Origin of the sequence: Burkholderia sp. 4NA327C6, from assembly GCF_005502655.1 — a bacterium.
GTDB classification, from domain to species: Bacteria; Pseudomonadota; Gammaproteobacteria; order Burkholderiales; family Burkholderiaceae; genus Burkholderia; species Burkholderia contaminans.
In genome coordinates, this window is record NZ_SCNZ01000022.1 from 116,540 (window position 1) to 132,567 (window position 16,028).

Annotated in this window: 17 protein-coding genes and 1 pseudogene; 11 read left to right on the forward strand and 7 right to left on the reverse strand. The window is 64.7% G+C overall.

Annotation, left to right across the window (positions count from 1 at the left end; genetic code table 11):
• Window positions 1-26: 26 nt before the first annotated feature.
• The 8 genes from FFS49_RS22480 (at window position 27) to FFS49_RS22515 (ending at window position 7,088) form a co-directional block, all read left to right on the forward strand.
• Complete coding sequence (locus FFS49_RS22480) at window positions 27-857, forward strand: 3',5'-nucleoside bisphosphate phosphatase (protein ID WP_071334957.1); 831 nt, start codon at window positions 27-29, stop codon at window positions 855-857.
• Window positions 858-929: 72 nt separating this feature from the next.
• Window positions 930-1,562: an L-threonylcarbamoyladenylate synthase gene (locus tag FFS49_RS22485; RefSeq protein ID WP_039364722.1), complete on the forward strand. Its 633-nt coding sequence runs from the start codon at window positions 930-932 to the stop codon at window positions 1,560-1,562.
• A gap of 49 nt (window positions 1,563-1,611) precedes the next feature.
• Window positions 1,612-2,274, forward strand: coding sequence for a site-2 protease family protein (locus FFS49_RS22490; RefSeq protein WP_039364721.1), 663 nt, complete (start codon window positions 1,612-1,614; stop codon window positions 2,272-2,274).
• Window positions 2,275-2,282: 8 nt separating this feature from the next.
• Entirely contained in the window at window positions 2,283-3,485 is a 1,203-nt protein-coding gene (locus FFS49_RS22495) for a tryptophan--tRNA ligase (RefSeq protein WP_011352534.1), read from the forward strand.
• Window positions 3,486-3,493: 8 nt separating this feature from the next.
• On the forward strand, window positions 3,494-4,096 hold the full coding sequence (locus FFS49_RS22500; RefSeq protein WP_039364720.1) for a class I SAM-dependent methyltransferase: 603 nt from the start codon (window positions 3,494-3,496) through the stop codon (window positions 4,094-4,096).
• Between the two features lie 48 nt (window positions 4,097-4,144).
• On the forward strand, window positions 4,145-5,050 hold the full coding sequence (gene dapA / locus FFS49_RS22505) for a 4-hydroxy-tetrahydrodipicolinate synthase (RefSeq protein ID WP_046546036.1): 906 nt from the start codon (window positions 4,145-4,147) through the stop codon (window positions 5,048-5,050).
• Window positions 5,051-5,161: 111 nt separating this feature from the next.
• Entirely contained in the window at window positions 5,162-6,307 is a 1,146-nt protein-coding gene (bamC, locus tag FFS49_RS22510; protein ID WP_039364718.1) for an outer membrane protein assembly factor BamC, read from the forward strand.
• A 4-nt stretch (window positions 6,308-6,311) separates the two neighbouring features.
• On the forward strand, window positions 6,312-7,088 hold the full coding sequence (locus tag FFS49_RS22515) for an MBL fold metallo-hydrolase (protein WP_039364717.1): 777 nt from the start codon (window positions 6,312-6,314) through the stop codon (window positions 7,086-7,088).
• 113 nt (window positions 7,089-7,201) lie between these two features.
• Here FFS49_RS22515 and FFS49_RS22520 read toward each other — a convergent pair whose 3' ends face one another.
• The 3 genes and pseudogenes from FFS49_RS22520 to FFS49_RS22530 all read right to left on the reverse strand — a co-directional run bounded on the left by FFS49_RS22520 (window position 7,202) and on the right by FFS49_RS22530 (window position 8,918).
• Entirely contained in the window at window positions 7,202-7,465 is a 264-nt protein-coding gene (locus tag FFS49_RS22520; RefSeq protein WP_021162672.1) for a hypothetical protein, read from the reverse strand.
• Window positions 7,395-7,641, reverse strand: a pseudogene (locus FFS49_RS43070) (hypothetical protein). The gene FFS49_RS22520 and the pseudogene FFS49_RS43070 overlap by 71 nt, the downstream one beginning before the upstream one ends.
• A 56-nt stretch (window positions 7,642-7,697) precedes the next feature.
• On the reverse strand, window positions 7,698-8,918 hold the full coding sequence (locus tag FFS49_RS22530; RefSeq protein ID WP_105816915.1) for a cupin domain-containing protein: 1,221 nt from the start codon (window positions 8,916-8,918) through the stop codon (window positions 7,698-7,700).
• Window positions 8,919-8,950: 32 nt separating this feature from the next.
• On the opposite strand from FFS49_RS22530, the gene FFS49_RS22535 reads away from it, so the two are divergent.
• Window positions 8,951-9,493, forward strand: a complete 543-nt coding sequence (locus FFS49_RS22535) for a peptidylprolyl isomerase (protein WP_046546033.1) — start codon at window positions 8,951-8,953, stop codon at window positions 9,491-9,493.
• Here the strand turns inward: FFS49_RS22535 and FFS49_RS22540 are convergent.
• The gene (locus FFS49_RS22540; RefSeq protein ID WP_171026815.1) at window positions 9,473-10,744 is read right to left on the reverse strand and encodes a hypothetical protein; all 1,272 of its coding nucleotides are present in this window, start codon (window positions 10,742-10,744) and stop codon (window positions 9,473-9,475) included. The two genes, FFS49_RS22535 and FFS49_RS22540, sit on opposite strands and share 21 nt — an antisense overlap.
• On the reverse strand, window positions 10,725-13,415 hold the full coding sequence (gene mutS / locus FFS49_RS22545; RefSeq protein ID WP_105816914.1) for a DNA mismatch repair protein MutS: 2,691 nt from the start codon (window positions 13,413-13,415) through the stop codon (window positions 10,725-10,727). Before mutS ends, FFS49_RS22540 begins: the two co-directional genes overlap by 20 nt.
• 159 nt (window positions 13,416-13,574) lie before the next feature.
• On the opposite strand from mutS, the gene FFS49_RS22550 reads away from it, so the two are divergent.
• Window positions 13,575-14,867, forward strand: coding sequence for an integrase family protein (locus FFS49_RS22550; RefSeq protein ID WP_105816913.1), 1,293 nt, complete (start codon window positions 13,575-13,577; stop codon window positions 14,865-14,867).
• 306 nt (window positions 14,868-15,173) lie between these two features.
• Complete coding sequence (locus FFS49_RS22555) at window positions 15,174-15,527, forward strand: Crystal protein ET79 (RefSeq protein WP_137910038.1); 354 nt, start codon at window positions 15,174-15,176, stop codon at window positions 15,525-15,527.
• Window positions 15,528-15,588: 61 nt separating this feature from the next.
• On the opposite strand, the gene FFS49_RS22560 is transcribed toward FFS49_RS22555, so the two are convergent.
• Together FFS49_RS22560 and FFS49_RS42405 are read right to left on the reverse strand one after the other, a co-directional pair.
• Window positions 15,589-15,840, reverse strand: coding sequence for an AlpA family phage regulatory protein (locus tag FFS49_RS22560; RefSeq protein WP_325085619.1), 252 nt, complete (start codon window positions 15,838-15,840; stop codon window positions 15,589-15,591).
• Window positions 15,837-16,028 (reverse strand): hypothetical protein (locus FFS49_RS42405; protein ID WP_212746057.1); only part of this gene is annotated, 192 nt, incomplete at its 5' end. The genes FFS49_RS22560 and FFS49_RS42405, both read right to left, overlap by 4 nt.

Below are 16,028 nucleotides of genomic sequence, written 5' to 3' on the forward strand. Positions count from 1 at the left end.
ATGAAGCCTTACCTGCCATGCCGACAATGAACGCCGATCTCCACTGCCATTCGAATGTTTCCGACGGGTTGCTGCCGCCTGCCGACGTCGCGCGCCGCGCTCATGCCGGCGGCGTGACCCTGTGGGCGTTGACCGACCACGACGAGATCGGCGGCCAGGCAGCGGCGCGCAGCGAAGCGGAAGCGCTCGGCATGCGCTACCTGAGCGGCGTCGAGATTTCGGTCACGTGGGCGTCGCGCACCGTGCACATCGTCGGCCTGAATGTCGATCCCGCGAACCAGGTGCTGGTCGACGGCCTGTACCGCACGCGCCACGGCCGCGCGGCGCGCGCGGTGGCGATCGGCGAGCAGCTCGCCACGCTCGGCATTCCCGGCGCGTACGAAGGTGCGTTGAAGTACGTGTCGAATCCCGACCTGATCTCGCGCACGCACTTCGCCCGCTTCCTCGTCGAAAACGGCCACGCGACGTCGACGTCCGATGTGTTCGATCGGCTGCTCGGCGACGACAAGCCCGGGTTCGTCCCGCACCGCTGGGCGACGCTGCCCGACGCCGTCGCGTGGATTCGGGCCGCCGGCGGCGAAGCCATCGTCGCGCATCCGGGCCGCTACCGCTACACGCCCGTCGAATTCGACGCGTTCTTCGGCGAGTTCATCGATCTGGGCGGCCGCGCGATCGAGGTCGTCACGGGCAGCCACACGCCCGACCAGTACCGCGAATATGCGGACGTCGCACGCCGCTTCGGCTTCGAAGCGTCGCGCGGCTCGGATTTCCATGCGCCAGGCGAGGGCCGTGTCGAGCTCGGCAGCCTGCCGCCGTTGCCGCCGGACCTGACACCGGTCTGGGAACGCTGGCTCTGACACCGGGCGGCGGCCTGCCACCTGCGTTGCTGCCGGCCGCGCGCATCCGATTTCTCCCCCTTTACGACCCCCATGTCCCAGTTCTTCAGGATTCACCCGGATAATCCGCAGCCGCGCCTGATCAAGCAGGCCGTGGAAATCGTCAGCAAGGGCGGCGTGATCGCGATGCCGACCGATTCGAGCTATGCGCTCGCGTGCCATCTCGACGACAAGGACGCGGTCGAGCGCGTGCGCCGGATTCGCGGCCTCGACGAGAAGCAGCACCTGTCGCTGCTCGTGCGCGACCTGTCGGAGCTCGCCAACTTCGCGATGGTCGACAACCGCCAGTACCGGCAGATCAAGTCGGTGACGCCGGGCCCGTACGTCTTCATCCTGCAGGCGACGAAGGAAGTGCCGCGCCGTCTGTCGCACCCGTCGCGCAAGACGATCGGGCTGCGCGTGCCCGATCATGCCATCACGCTCGCGTTGCTCGAATCGCTCGGCCAGCCGCTGCTCGGCACGACACTGATCCTGCCGCCGGACGACGAGCCGCTCAACGATCCCGAAGAAATCCGCGAGCGGCTCGAGAAGCAGGTCGACCTCGTGATCGACGGTGGTGCGTGCCCGCGCGAGCCGTCGACGGTGATCGACCTGACCGGCGACGAGCCCGAGCTCGTGCGTGCGGGGCGCGGCGCGCTCGAACCGTTCGGACTCTCGGCCGCGTAAGCGCGCCGTTCCATTTTTTGCGCGAGTGCGCTTGTTACAATAACGCGATATGGATGCTTCCCTGATACAGACCATCGCCGTCTACGCGCTGCCCGTGATCTTCGCGATCACGTTGCACGAGGCCGCGCATGGCTACGCCGCCCGCCTGCTCGGCGACAACACCGCCTACATGATGGGGCGCGTGTCGTTCAACCCGATGCGCCACATCGATCCGCTCGGCACGATCGCGATCCCGCTCGCGATGTATTTCCTGACGGGCGGCGCATTCCTGTTCGGCTATGCGAAGCCGGTGCCGGTGTCGTTCGGCAACCTGCGCGATCCGCGCTGGGGCAGCCTGTGGGTATCGCTCGCGGGCCCGGCCTGCAACTTCGTGCAGGCGCTGATCTGGGGTGTGCTGACCCTCGTGCTGCCCGCCGTCGGCATCGACGAGCCGTTCTTCACGCGGATGGCGTTTGCCGGCGTCAGCGCGAACCTCGTGCTCGGCGTGCTGAACCTGTTTCCGCTGCCGCCGCTCGACGGCGGCCGCATCCTGGCGGCGCTGCTGCCGACGAAGCAATCGATCGCGCTGTCGCGCATCGAGCCGTACGGTTTCATCATCGTCCTCGTGCTGGTCGCGACGGGCGTGCTGACGAACTTCTGGCTGCGCCCGCTCGTCAACGTCGGCTACGCCGTCCTGAGCGCCATCCTGTCCCCATTCGCCTCGCTTCTCTAACGACAACCATGTTCCCTGAACGTATTTTCTCCGGCATGCGACCCACCGGGTCGCTGCACCTCGGTCACTACCACGGCGTGCTGAAAAACTGGGTGAAGCTGCAGTCCGAGTACCCGTGCTTCTTCTGCGTCGTCGACTGGCATGCGCTGACGACGCACTACGAGACTCCCGAGGTCATCGAGAAGAACGTGTGGGACGTGCTGATCGACTGGCTCGCATCCGGCATCGATCCGGCGCAGGCCACGCTGTTCATCCAGAGCAAGGTGCCCGAGCACGCCGAACTCGCGCTGCTGCTCGGCATGAGCACGCCGCTCGGCTGGCTCGAACGCGTGCCGACCTACAAGGAGCAGATGGAGAAGCTGAAGGACAAGGACCTGTCGACCTACGGCTTCCTCGGCTATCCGGTGCTGATGGCGGCCGACATCCTGCTGTATCGCGGCTCGCTCGTGCCGGTCGGTGAAGACCAGGTGCCGCACGTCGAGATGACGCGCGAGATCGCGCGCCGCTTCAACTACCTCTACGGTCGCGAGCCGGGCTTCGAGGAGAAGGCGCTCGATGCCGCGAAGAAGCTGGGCGGCAAGCGCGCGAAGCTTTATCACGAGCTGCGCAACGCGTATCAGCAGGAGGGCGACGACGAGGCGCTCGAACAGGCGCGCGCGATGCTGCAGGAATCGCAGAGCCTGTCGATGAGCGACCGCGAGCGCCTGTTCGGCTATCTCGAAGGCGCGCGCAAGATCATCCTGGTCGAGCCGCAGGCGCTGCTCACCGAAGCATCGCGGATGCCGGGCCTCGACGGGCAGAAGATGTCCAAGTCGTACGGCAACACGATCGGCCTGCGTGAAGACGCCGAGACGATCACGAAGAAGGTCCGCACGATGCCGACCGATCCCGCGCGCGTGCGCCGCACCGATCCGGGCGATCCCGACAAGTGCCCGGTGTGGCAACTGCACCAGGTCTATACCGACGAAGCCACGCACGACTGGGTGCAGAAAGGCTGCCGCTCGGCGGGCATCGGCTGCCTCGACTGCAAGCAGCCGGTCGTCGAAGGCATCCTGCGCGAACAGCAGCCGATGCTCGAGCGTGCGCAGAAGTACATGGACGATCCGTCGCTGCTGCGCGCGATCGTCGCGGATGGTTGCGACAAGGCGCGCAAGTACGCGACGGAAACGATGCGCGACGTGCGTGACGCGATGGGCCTGTCGTACAACTGATCGACCGCATGAGCGCATCCGTCATCGCCGCTGCGGGCGGCCACGTCGCCCAGGCCGAGCCGTCGCGCTGGGTTGCGCAATGGTCGCGGCTCGTGTCGCCACGCGGCGCGGTTCTCGATGTCGCGGCGGGCGGCGGCCGCCATGCGCGCTGGTTCGCGTCGCACGGGCATCCGGTCGTCGCAGTCGAGCGCGACCCGGCCGCACTGGCCGCATTGCGTTCGATTCCGGGCGTCGATGCCCGTGACGCCGATCTCGAAGGCGCGCCGTGGCCGTTGCCGGCCGTCGAGCAGTTTGCGGCGGTGGTTGTCACGAATTATCTGCATCGTCCGCTCTGGCCCCATCTGCTCGATGCGGTGGCGCCGGGCGGCGTGCTGATCTACGAAACCTTCGCGCAAGGAAACGAAACGGTCGGGAAACCGTCCAACCCCGCGTTCCTGCTCGCCCCGGGCGAGCTGCTGGACGCCGTGCACGGCCGCCTGCGGGTGGTTGCGTACGAGGACGGGTTCGTCGCCGCGCCGCGCGAGGCGTTCGTCCAGCGTCTCTGCGCAGTGCGCGAGGGCGCGACCCCGAAGGCGGGGGCGGGAATTCCACGTTACGAACTGCCCGGCTAATCCGCTACAATCTCAATGTTTACCGGTACATAACCTCAATCGCGTTTCATGGCTAACGGCACCCAAGACGGCATTCAAATCCGCGGAAGCATCCCCGCGATCGTCACCCCGATGCTCGAAGACGGCAGTCTCGACCTGCCGGCGTTTCGCAAACTGATCGACTGGCACATCGCGGAAGGCACCGATGCGCTCGTCGTGGTCGGTACGAGCGGCGAGTCGGCAACCCTCAACGTCGAAGAGCACATCCTGATGATCCGCACGGCGGTCGAGCATGCGGCGAAACGCATCCCGATCATCGCGGGCGCGGGCGGCAACTCGACCGCCGAGGCGATCGAGCTGACGAAGCACGCGAAGGCTGTCGGCGCGGACGCGACGCTGCAGGTCGTGCCGTACTACAACAAGCCGACGCAGGAAGGCATGTACCGTCACTTCAAGACGATCGCCGAAGCGGTCGACCTGCCGGTGATCCTGTACAACGTGCCGGGCCGCACGGTCGCCGACATGGCGCACGAGACGACGCTGCGCCTCGCGGAAGTCCCGGGCATCATCGGCGTGAAGGAAGCGACCGGCAACATCGATCGCGCCGCGCACCTGATCAAGGCCGCCCCGAAGCATTTCGCGATCTACAGCGGCGACGATCCGACCGCGATCGCACTGATGCTGCTCGGCGGCCACGGCAACATCTCGGTGACGGCGAACGTCGCACCGCGCGCAATGAGCGACCTGTGCCGCGCGGCGCTGGCCGGTGACGTACAGACGGCTCGCGCGCTGCACATGAAGCTGCTGTCGCTGCACAAGAACCTGTTCATCGAAGCGAACCCGATTCCGGTGAAGTGGGCGCTGCAGGCGATGGGCAAGATGCAGGGCGGCATCCGGCTGCCGCTCACGGCGCTCGACGAGCGCTGCCACGAAGCCGTGCGTTCGGCCCTCGTCGAGGCCGGCGTCCTCGCCTGATGCCGAGGCGGCCGCGTCCTGCGGCCGCCGGCTCGAACCCTGATCAACCCGCACCGGCCGGCTCCGTCCGGCGCCGCTCCTGACGAGCGTTCTAGCAAGACGAAGGATTTCATGAAACGTTTCGCCTTTTCCTCTCGCGCCATCCAGATGTCGGTGGTGGCGCTGGCGCTGGGCGCGCTCGCCGGCTGCGATACGCTGAACGACTACCTGGCCCCTGACCGGGTCAACTACAAGAACACCGGTTCCGCGCCGCCGCTCGCGGTGCCGAGCGACCTGAAGCCGGTGCCGACGACGCAGCAGTTCGTCGCACCGCCGAGCAACGCCGGCCTCGGCACGCTGCCGCCGCGGGTCACGACGCAGGCCGGCAACGCCACCGACGGCATCCCGAGCGCGCAGGATCCGCTCGGCATGCACATCGAGCGCGACGGCGACCGCCGCTGGCTCGTCGTCGATGGCCGCACGCCCGAGCAGCTGTGGCCGATCCTGAAGGAGTTCTGGCAGGAGAACGGCTTCTCGCTGAAGACCGATGCGCCGTCGACGGGCATCATGGCCACCGACTGGGCTGAAAACCGCGCGAACATTCCCGATGACTGGTTCCGCCGCACGATCGGCAAGGTCATCGATTTCGCGTACTCGTCCGGCACGCGGGACCGCTTCCGTACGCTCGTGAACCGCACGTCGGACGGCAACACCGATATCTCGATCACGCACAGCGCGATGGAAGAAATGATGGTCGGCCCGCAGGGCGGCACGTCGTCGCGTTGGGAGGAGCGTCCGCGCAACCCGGTGCTCGAAGCCGTATTCCTGTCGAAGCTGATGCAGAAGTTCGGCCTGACCGATGCGCAGGCGAAGCAGTTGCTGACCGATGCGCGTCCCGCGACGGCGCCCGCGCAGGTCAGCGACACCAGCGGCGGCGGGGCAACGCTGCAACTGGCCGAGTCGTTCGACCGCGCATGGCTGCGTGTCGGCCTGGCGCTCGACCGCACCAATTTCGCGGTCGACAATCGCGATCGCGAGAAGGGGGTGTACACCGTGCGCTATGCGAACACGATGGAAGAGCTCAAGCGCGACGGTCTGTTCGGCAAGCTGTTCTATGGCGGTCCGTCGGCAGCGAAGCCCGGCAAGGAGTACCTCGTCAACGTGCGCGCACAGGGCAACGGCAGTACGCAGGTTGCGGTGGTCGGCGCAAACGGGCAGGTCGATAACTCGTCGGACGCACAGCGGATCATTTCGCTGCTCCACGCGCAGTTGAACTAAGCGCGTGCGATTCTCCAGCCTCGGAAGCGGCAGCGAAGGCAACGCGCTGGTCGTCGAGGCCTCGAGCGGCACGACGACCACCCGCGTGCTGCTCGACTGCGGCTTTTCCGCCAAGGAGGTCGAGCGCCGGCTCGGCCGACTGAATCTCTGCATCGGCGATCTCGATGCGATTCTCATTACCCACGAACACAGCGACCACGTCGGCAGTGCGCTGACGCTTGCCCGCCGCGGATCGCTGCCGCTCTACATGAGCTGGGGCACCGCGCGCGCGGTCGGCGCGGATGAGGCCGATGTCGATCTCCACGTGCTGTGGGGTGACGAGACGGCCGCGATACGCGATCTGGCCGTGATGCCCTATACGGTCCCTCACGACGCGCGTGAGCCGCTCCAGTTCGTCTTTATGGACGGCGCCAGCCGGCTCGGCGTGCTGACGGACGTCGGGATGGCCACGCCGCACATCACGGCCGTACTGAGCGGCTGTGACGCGCTGGTGCTCGAATCCAACCACGACACCGCGATGCTGGCCGCGAGCCGCTATCCGCAGTCGCTGAAGGCGCGCATCGGCGGCAACCATGGCCACCTGAGCAACGACGCGGCGGCGGACATCCTTGCGTCGCTTGAGCGCAGCCGCCTCCGGCACCTGGTCGCCGCGCACCTGAGCCAACAGAACAACCTGCCGGAACTGGTCCGCCAGGCGTTTGGCGGTGTGCTGGGGACGAGCGGAGACGACGTGGTCGTGGCCACGCAGGACGCGGGCTTCGACTGGCTGGCGCTCGGATGAGCGGGGCAGGGCCGCTGCGGCGGCCCGGTGCGACTGCCGTGCGATAGACGCAGAAACGGCAGACGTAAAAAAACCGGCCCTCGGGCCGGTTTTTTTTCAGCTGACGCTGAGGCTTACTGGCTTGCGCCCGAAGCCGGAGCAGCCGTCGCTGCCGAAGCAGCCGACGCCACTGCAGCAGCAGCGTCGCTCGCAGCAGCCGTTGCCGACGAAGCAGCAGCCGAAGCGTCGCTCGCAGCACCAGCAACTGCCGAAGCAGCCGACGAAGCAGCAGCAGCCGCGTCGCTTGCAGCCGACGAAGCAGCTTGATCAGCGCTCTTGTTGCAAGCAGCCAGTGCAACAGCAGCCAACAGGGAAGCTACGAGGAGGGATTTCTTCATGATCACGTCCTTTTATGGTTAAAGGTAAGCAACAGCGCGAAACAATACCGGTAATGTGCTCCAACACCGACCTGGGCCGCTGGTGGAGATGCACTTCTTAGAGCGTGAATCTTCCCTACGGCTTGGGCGGAAATTATATGCACTTTCCTATCGACCGTCGACAAATGCGGGGTCAATACGTTGTCTTTCCCATACAGAATTTGATCTGTACGGGCATACGGGGCGACTCACACTAAATCCGGTTTCCGACCCGTATCCAGCCCGCACGATACCACTCGTGCAACAAGGCTGTCATCGAGGGAACCCGGGATAGTGTTACAAACCGTTTCGCCTCCATCTGGCGTTGATTGGCCAGTTCGGGCAGCCATTCGCTGGCCTGCTCGAGCGGTCCTTCTTCACCATTAATGAAGTACGAGCGCGCGTTATACATCAATGCGGCCCTTCTGTCGAGACACACGCCCCGGCGTGACGCTTGCGTGACGAACGCGGCCTCGGACAGCGGGCGTGCGGGCGGGTCGAAAACGACGTTCGGCTTGGGCTCGCTCAGGTAGCAGCCGAGGAATTCGGCGACGTCCCGCTTGCGCCAGCGGATCGCGTCCACGATCTCGGCAACGCGCTCGACCATCGCCGGAGGCAGCTGGGCGGGCGTGTCGACGGCCGGCTGTTTCGGATCGCGGTAAAGGTCGTCGCCGCAACCGTCGCGCAGGCCGCCACGCTCCGCGAGATAGTACAGGAACTGGGCGCCCAGCTCACCGGCGGACGGGGCCCGGAAGCCGATCGAGCAGGTCATGCATTCGCCTTCGGCAACGCCATCGTGCGCGATGTGCGGCGGCAGGTAGAGCATGTCGCCGGGTTCCAGCACCCATTCGTCGCTCGGTTCGAAATTTTCGAGGATTTTCAGCGGCACGTCCGGTTGCAGCGACAGGTCCTTCTGCGCACCGACGCGCCAGCGGCGCCGGCCTTCGACCTGCAGCAGGAATACGTCATACGAATCGAAGTGCGGGCCGACGCCGCCGCCGTCCGTCGCATAGGAGATCATCAGGTCGTCCAGACGCGCGTCGGGGATGAAGCGGAAGCGGTCGAGCAGTGCGCGCGCGGCATCGACGTGCAGGTCGAGTCCCTGCACGAGCAGGGTCCAGGCCTTGCGCGTGACGGCCGGCAGCGAGCCGGGCTCGAACGGGCCGTGCTCCAGTTGCCACTTGTTACGAAAATGGGTGATCAGTCGCGATTCCGCGTCATAGTCCGCTGCGAGCTCGAACAGCGCGTCGCGCGAGACCGGCGACGCGACGCCCGGGATCGCCTGGCGGATCAGGAGCGGCTTCTTCTGCCAGTAGCCGCGCATGAATTGCGCCGGCGTAAGACCACCGAGCAGCGGTGTGGGAAGATCGGAAGGCGGCGCGCCGAGCGGGGCGGCAGCGGCATCCTGCGGTTCGGCTTGAGACCGGTTGCGCATCGTATAATGAGACTTGTAATTGGGAGAATTGGATGAAAATCGCAAAAAACACCGTCGTGTCCGTCACTTACAAGCTGTCGGATACACAGGGCAACCTGATCGAGGAAAGCGACGAGCCGATGGTCTATCTGCACGGCGGCTATGATGGCACGTTCCCCAAGATCGAGGAACAGCTCGACGGCCATGAGCCGGGCTACGAGGCGCAGGTTCAGCTCGAGCCGCAGGACGCGTTCGGCGACTACGATCCCGAACTCGTGAAGATCGAGCCGCGCGATCGTTTTCCCGAGCCGCTCGAAGTGGGCATGCAGTTCGAAGGCACGCCGGAAGACGGCGACGAGGAAGTCGATTCGCTGATCTACACGGTCACCGACATCGCCGAAGACAAGGTCGTGCTCGACGGCAATCACCCGCTGGCAGGCATGGCGCTGCGTTTCGCGCTCACCGTGAAGGACGTTCGCGAAGCCACCGAAGACGAAATCGAGCATGAGCACGCACATGGTGCGGAAGGGCTCGAGATCGTCGACGAGGACGAAGACGAAGACGGTGAAGCGCCGTCAGGGCGTACCCTGCACTGAGCTCGCAGGCAGGCCGGGTGCCGGCCCCGACGCAGGGGCGGGCGCCGGCCACGATGCGCCGCCCGGTGCGGCGCCGTCACCCTGTAATGGCGGCGCGACCGACGACGCGTCGGGCAGCGCCGGCAACGCAGGGATTTCCGGCATCTGCGGCAGCGGCACGTCGTCACGCGGCGCGAGTGGCAGCGCGGGCGGCACGGGCAGGTTCTTCGGCACCTCCTGCAGGCTCACGTTGAAGATCGTCTGCCGTGCCGGCGACACGCTCACCTTGACCCACTGATTCGTCGGATGGCGCGGTCCGATCGCGACGCGCGTCACGTTACCCACCAGTTCACCGTCATCTGCCCGCAGCGGGCGGTCGATCAGAAAACCGTTTGCAAGCGGCTCGCCGCTCGCATGCATCACGAGTATCGGGCCGCGGAACGTCGCCGCCGCCTTCACCAGCGTTCGTTTCAATTCACGGAAGCCGTCGCGCACGCGCGGCCGGTTGAAGCGCAGCCATGCGAAGCGTTCCGCGCGTTCATAGCGTTCGAACTGCGGATCGCCTTCGAACATCACCACCATCGCACGTGCCTCCCGCCGCTTCGCGTATTCGGCCGCGTGGTCGATCCAGAAACCGTTCGCGATGATGCGGTCCTCGAATTCGCCGTTGCGCCCGCCGGCCGTCAGGTAGTGGTTGTTCGGCGCCGGCGCGTTGAGCGCGACGTAGACGATGTCGTCGCGCATCCAGCGTGCGTTTTCCCGATACGGCCGGAACCGTGCGACTTCGCTTTCCCGCGTGATTTGCAGCGCGCCGGGGTCGGGCAGTGCCGAATCGGCGAGCAGCGTCTGCCGCAGGAAATCGAGCCGCTCGACCGGATCGTAGCCGCCGCCAGCCGCGGTGTTGCACGTTACCCAGTCGTCGTGGCCGGGAATGAACACGAGCGGCACGCGTGCCGCATCCAGGATCGCGCCACGCTGCGAATACAGTGCATCGCGGCACGCTTCCTTCGAACCCTTGAGATCGCCCGCATAGACGACGAACGCGAGGTTGCGCTCGCGCGCGATCGCATCGAGCAGCCGCTGGGCGGCGGGCTCGTCCGCAGGGGCGTTCATCACACCCGACACGACCGCGAACGAGTAGGGCGTGGTGCTGCGCTTCGGCGGCGCGGCCAGCGCGGTGGCCTGCGCGAGCGTGAGCACGGCCGCAGCGAGCGCGGCGGCCGTGCGCGCCGGCAGGCCGCGCGGGATGCGCTTACGCGTGTCCGTCGACATCGTGCGACCGGACCAGCGTGCGCAGTTCGTACAGCAGGTCGAGCGCCTCGCGCGGCTTGAGATCGTCGGGATCGATGTCGCGCAGTTTTTCGAGCGCCGGATGCGGTGTGTCGGGCAGCGCCGGCGCGTCCGCGCATTCGAGATCGTCGGTGGCCACCGGCGGCGCGCTGAACAGGTCGAGTTGCGGCGTGTGCTGCGACGCCGACTGCTGTTCGAGATACGCGAGGTGCTTGCGCGCGGCGCGGATCACGGGCGCCGGAACGCCGGCGAGCTGCGCGACCTGCAGGCCGTAGCTCTGGTTGGCCGGACCTTCGTTGACCGCGTGCAGGAACACGATGCCGTGGCCGTGCTCGACGGCCGACAGGTGGACGTTGGCCGCTTGCGGGAATTCGGCAGGCAGTTGCGTCAGCTCGAAGTAGTGCGTCGCGAACAGCGTGTAGCACGCGTTGTGCGCCAGCAGGTGGCGCGCGATGGCCCACGCGAGCGCGAGGCCGTCGAACGTCGACGTGCCGCGGCCGATCTCGTCCATCAGCACGAGGCTTTGCGGCGTCGCGTCGTTGAGGATTGCAGCGGCTTCGGTCATCTCGACCATGAACGTCGAGCGGCCGCCCGCGAGATCGTCCGCCGCGCCGATCCGTGTGAAGATCCGGTCGATCGGGCCGAAGCATGCCGACTTGGCCGGCACGTAGCTGCCCACGTAGGCCATCAGCGCGATCAACGCGGTCTGCCGCATGAATGTCGATTTACCGCCCATGTTCGGACCGGTAATCAGCAGCAGCTTGCGCTCGGTGCCGAAGCGGCAGTCGTTCGCGATGAACTGTTCGACCTGTGCCTCGACGACAGGGTGGCGGCCCTGTTCGATTTCGATGCCGATCTCGTCGGTGAAGGTGGGGGCGACCCAGTCGAGTGCGCGGGCGCGTTCGGCGAATGCGGCGAGCAGGTCGAGCTCGGCGAGTGCCGATGCGACGCGCTGGCACTCCGGGATGAACGGCAGCAGTGCCTGCAGCACCGCGTCGTACAGCGCGCGCTCGCGCGCCAGTGCGCGTTCCTGCGCGGACAGCGCCTTGTCCTCGAAGGTCTTCAGTTCGGGCGTGATGTAGCGCTCGGCGTTCTTCAGCGTCTGGCGCCGGCGGTAATCGTCGGGCACCTTGTCGGTCTGGCCGCGCGTGACCTCGATGTAGAAGCCGTGCACCTTGTTGTATTCGACGCGCAGGTTCGCGATGCCGGTGCGCGTGCGTTCGCGCGCTTCGAGATCGATCAGGAACTGCCCGCAGTTCTCCGAGATGTCGCGCAACTCGTCGAGCTCGGCGTCGTAGCCGCGCGCGATGACACCACCGTCGCGCACCATCGCGGCCGGCTCGGGCGCAATCGCGCTGGTCAGCAGGTCCAGGCATTCGGCGGGCGGTGCGAGCGCTGCGTCGACGCGGGTGAGTGCGTCCGCGTTCGCGACGATCGCGCTGATGCGCTCGCGCAGTGCCGGCAGCGCGGCGAACGTGTCGCGCAGGCTCGACAGGTCGCGCGGGCGGGCGGACAGCAGCGCGAGACGCCCGGTGATCCGTTCGACGTCGGCGATCTGGCGCAGCGCGCTGCGTAGTGCATCGAGGCTTGCATTGGCCGGTGCATCGAGCAGTGCACCGATTGCCTGCTGGCGCGACTGTGCAGCGACCGACGCGCGCGGCGGGTGATGCAGCCAGTGACGCAGCAGGCGGCTGCCCATCGTCGTGCAGCAGGTGTCGAGCAGTGAATACAGGGTCGGTGACTCGGTGCCGCGCAGCGTCTCGGTCAGCTCGAGGTTGCGGCGCGTGGCCGGATCGAGACCGATGTACTCCGTTTCGTTCTCGACCTTCAGGCTGCGCACGTGCCGCAGTTGCTGGCCTTGCGTGGCGGCCGCATACAGCAGCAGCGCGCCGGCCGCGCCGCACGCGCTCGTGAGTGAATGCGCCCCGAAGCCGTCGAGGCTCGCGACATCGAGCTGGTCGCACAGGCGCTGCGTGCCCGATGCGATGTCGAAGTGCCAGGCCGGCACGCGCTTGCTGGCGCCCGCGCCGGCCGGCACGGCGTCGGTCGCACCGTCCGGCGTCAGGATCTCGGCCGGCCGGATGCGCTCGAGCGCGGCCGCGAGCTGATCGGGTTCGATTTCGGCGAGCCGCAGCGCGCCGCTTGCGAGGTTCAGCCATGCAAGGCCGATGTTCACCGCGACGCCGCGCTTGTTGTGGCCCGTGCACATCGCGAGCAGGTAAACGTCGTTCTTGTCGGACAGCAGCGCGGCATCGGTCAGCGTGCCGGGCGTGACGACGCGCACGACCTTGCGCTCGACGGGGCCCTTCGACGTGGCGGGATCGCCGATCTGCTCGCAGATCGCGACCGATTCGCCCATTTTCACGAGCTTCGCAAGATACTGCTCGACCGCGTGATGCGGTACGCCGGCCATCTTGATCGGCGTGCCGGCGGTGGCACCGCGTTGCGTGAGGGTCAGGTCGAGCAGGCGTGCGGCTTTCTCCGCGTCTTCGAAGAACAGCTCGTAGAAGTCGCCCATCCGGTAGAAGACAAGCGTGTCGGGATGGTCGGCCTTGATGCGGAGGTACTGCTGCATCATCGGGGTGTGGTTACTAAAAGCGGCTTCTGTAAGTCGCTGTTTTGCTTCTGTAATTTCCTGCACGTCCTTATCCATCAGGGCATTCCGTCTGTTTTGGGGACTTCGCTGTCGAATTTCCCCATGTCGTGACATCTTGCTAAATTTCCATCGCCAGCGTAGCTTTTTGCCTTTCACGAAACCTACGCCTACGCCGGCACCGGCCGATGAATGGCGGAAACCTACGCCGAGGTTTGAATGCGGTTTGACGCGCGTACAGCAAAGCAACTTTTGCCCGGTGCACACTTGAGCATCGACGGTTGTCCCGGTCTTCGGCTCGAGGCAGCAGCCTCGCGTCGTAGCTGGACTTACAGGTATAAATCGCCCGTCGACGGGCGCATGCGACAAATCAAAATCGGCGAATGGCCTGCCATGTCGGTCGCAGCTGCCGCCGTTGAATGGGAGCGCCTCAGGGACCAGCGCAACGCAGGCAACGACCCGGCGCTCGCGAAGCGGCAACCTAACAGCTCTGTCGCCGTAATGGTACAGCAAGGGGATTCGCTGACAGTGGGCGAGGTATGCGGTGCATACCTGAAAGGGCACATCGAGATCCGTCGCAAACCGAAGGGCGCGGCCGAGGTCGCACGGATGTTCCGCACGATGATCGGCGGGATTGCCGACTTCCCGGCTGCCAAACTCACACGGGAGCGGGCGTTTGCAATGATCGACGCATTCCGCCATATCCCCGTTCAGGCGACAAAACTTCGCCTTGAGTTGGGAGCAGCTTGGGACTATGCGCTCGACGCTGGGCGCTTGCCCGAAGGCACACCGAATTGGTGGCGGCAAATTATGCGGGGTCGGTTGCGAAGCATCGGTAAGCGGATTGGTGGCCAACCAGTCGGAACCGCAAAACGATTTCTGAGTGACGGTGAAGTGGGAGTTCTTATAAATTGGCTCCCCAACTTCAGCCGGAATGTTGAGGACGCGCTCACGTTATACCTGTGGACCGGCACACGAGGGGTCGAAGTCGGAGCAATGGCCGGGGCGGAAATCACCGACGAACAGGATGGATTGTGGTGGACGATCCCAAAAGCCAAAACCAAGAATGCTCGGCACGAAAATGCTACGGATCTTCGGGTGCCGTTGATCGGCAGGGCCGAGGCGATCGTGCGTCGACGCATGCAGCGCTATGGCGACGGCTGGCTATTTCCGGCTGAGCGTGGCGGCTATATGGAGCAGAAGGTATTCGGGCAGGCTGTCCATTTTCACATGCCCTACAGTGAAACACGACCGGAGCAGGCCCGGCCCCGCCTGCCCGTCACCCATTGGTCGCCTCACGATCTTCGTCGGACGGTCCGCACCATGCTGGCCGCTATGGGATGTCCGTTCGAGATCGGAGAGGCAATTCTCGGCCACATGCTTCGCGGTGTTGGAGGCGTTTACAACAGACACAAATACGACGACGAACGGCGGTATTGGCTATCGAAACTCAATCTGAAGTTGGAGGAACTCGCAGCGCCTGGCTCGCCCTCGCGATCCGTTGACCTTTAAGTAGGGGGTGTTGACGGTTTTCGCTATGGCCTATTTGCTAGTCAAGTTGCGAACAGGCGCTGCGGGGAGCGGTTGTTCACTTGCCCCCGATGTGATTGGGGAAAAACTCGCGACTTTCTATATTTGGGGTGGAAAAAGCGTGTTGCGATTACTTTGCTGATGCTATATACAAAAAGGCTGTTATAAATGACAGCTTTTTTTGTGAAATATTTTGCGCTACGTTGAAGATGCCTTGGTGTGGTGCAGATTGGATTGCATCGTGGCGCTGTAATCTCTTGACCACTATTTGAACATGAGGTGATTCGAATGGCAGCGCGTAGCGTAGCGGCGATATTCTCCAACAACACGAAGTTCGATTTGCTATTAGTGCAATCCGGTGTGGAAATGGGACATTGGGTGACTGAGCCCCCTGGCACCATTGCTTCGGGTGCGGAGGGACAATGGGAAACCGATTCTGAAGGAATGGCCGGGACTATGGGATACCTTAAGTATAAATTCACCAATGAGACGGGTACTCATACTGTTTTTGTTTCTTGGTCGAACCCTTACAGTCAAGCGAGCAACTTTGAAATTTCCTGTGACGCCGCTGGCGTTAAACCAGGATACACCGGTGGTAAGGGTGATAATGCGGATGTGAATTATTACCTTAATCAGGCCTAGAGGTGCTGAGTCATTTGCGCCCGATATGGGCGCAAATGATTGCGGTGCTTCAAACGCTCTCTTAGACTTCATTTCCCCGTTCTCCGCGTCGGCCCGTCCCGCAGTTGGGCGGCGGGAGGAATTCCGACACAGTACGGCCCTCGGCCCATGCTTCGACTTCGCGTGTGAGCCATCCGACGCGTCTGCCGGATAGTGTGCGCGGTTTCGGGAATTGCTCTTGGCGAACCAATTTGTGAATCACGGCCGGCGACAGGGAAGTCGCGTCGGACACAGATGCAATGTCGAGATAGATTGGCTTCATTGCAACGGTCATGCAGGGACTCCTTGATTCTTCGGTGTTTCATTTGATATCGCCGACAGTGCGCGAGCGAGTTGCATCAGTCCAGTTTGTTGATGTCCGGGCAGAACTGACCCACTAGAGCTGGAAATTTTCATCGAATTTTGACCCACGTGATTGAATGCTCTGCTCAATCTTTGAGCAGGGGATACAAAGGTGATCAC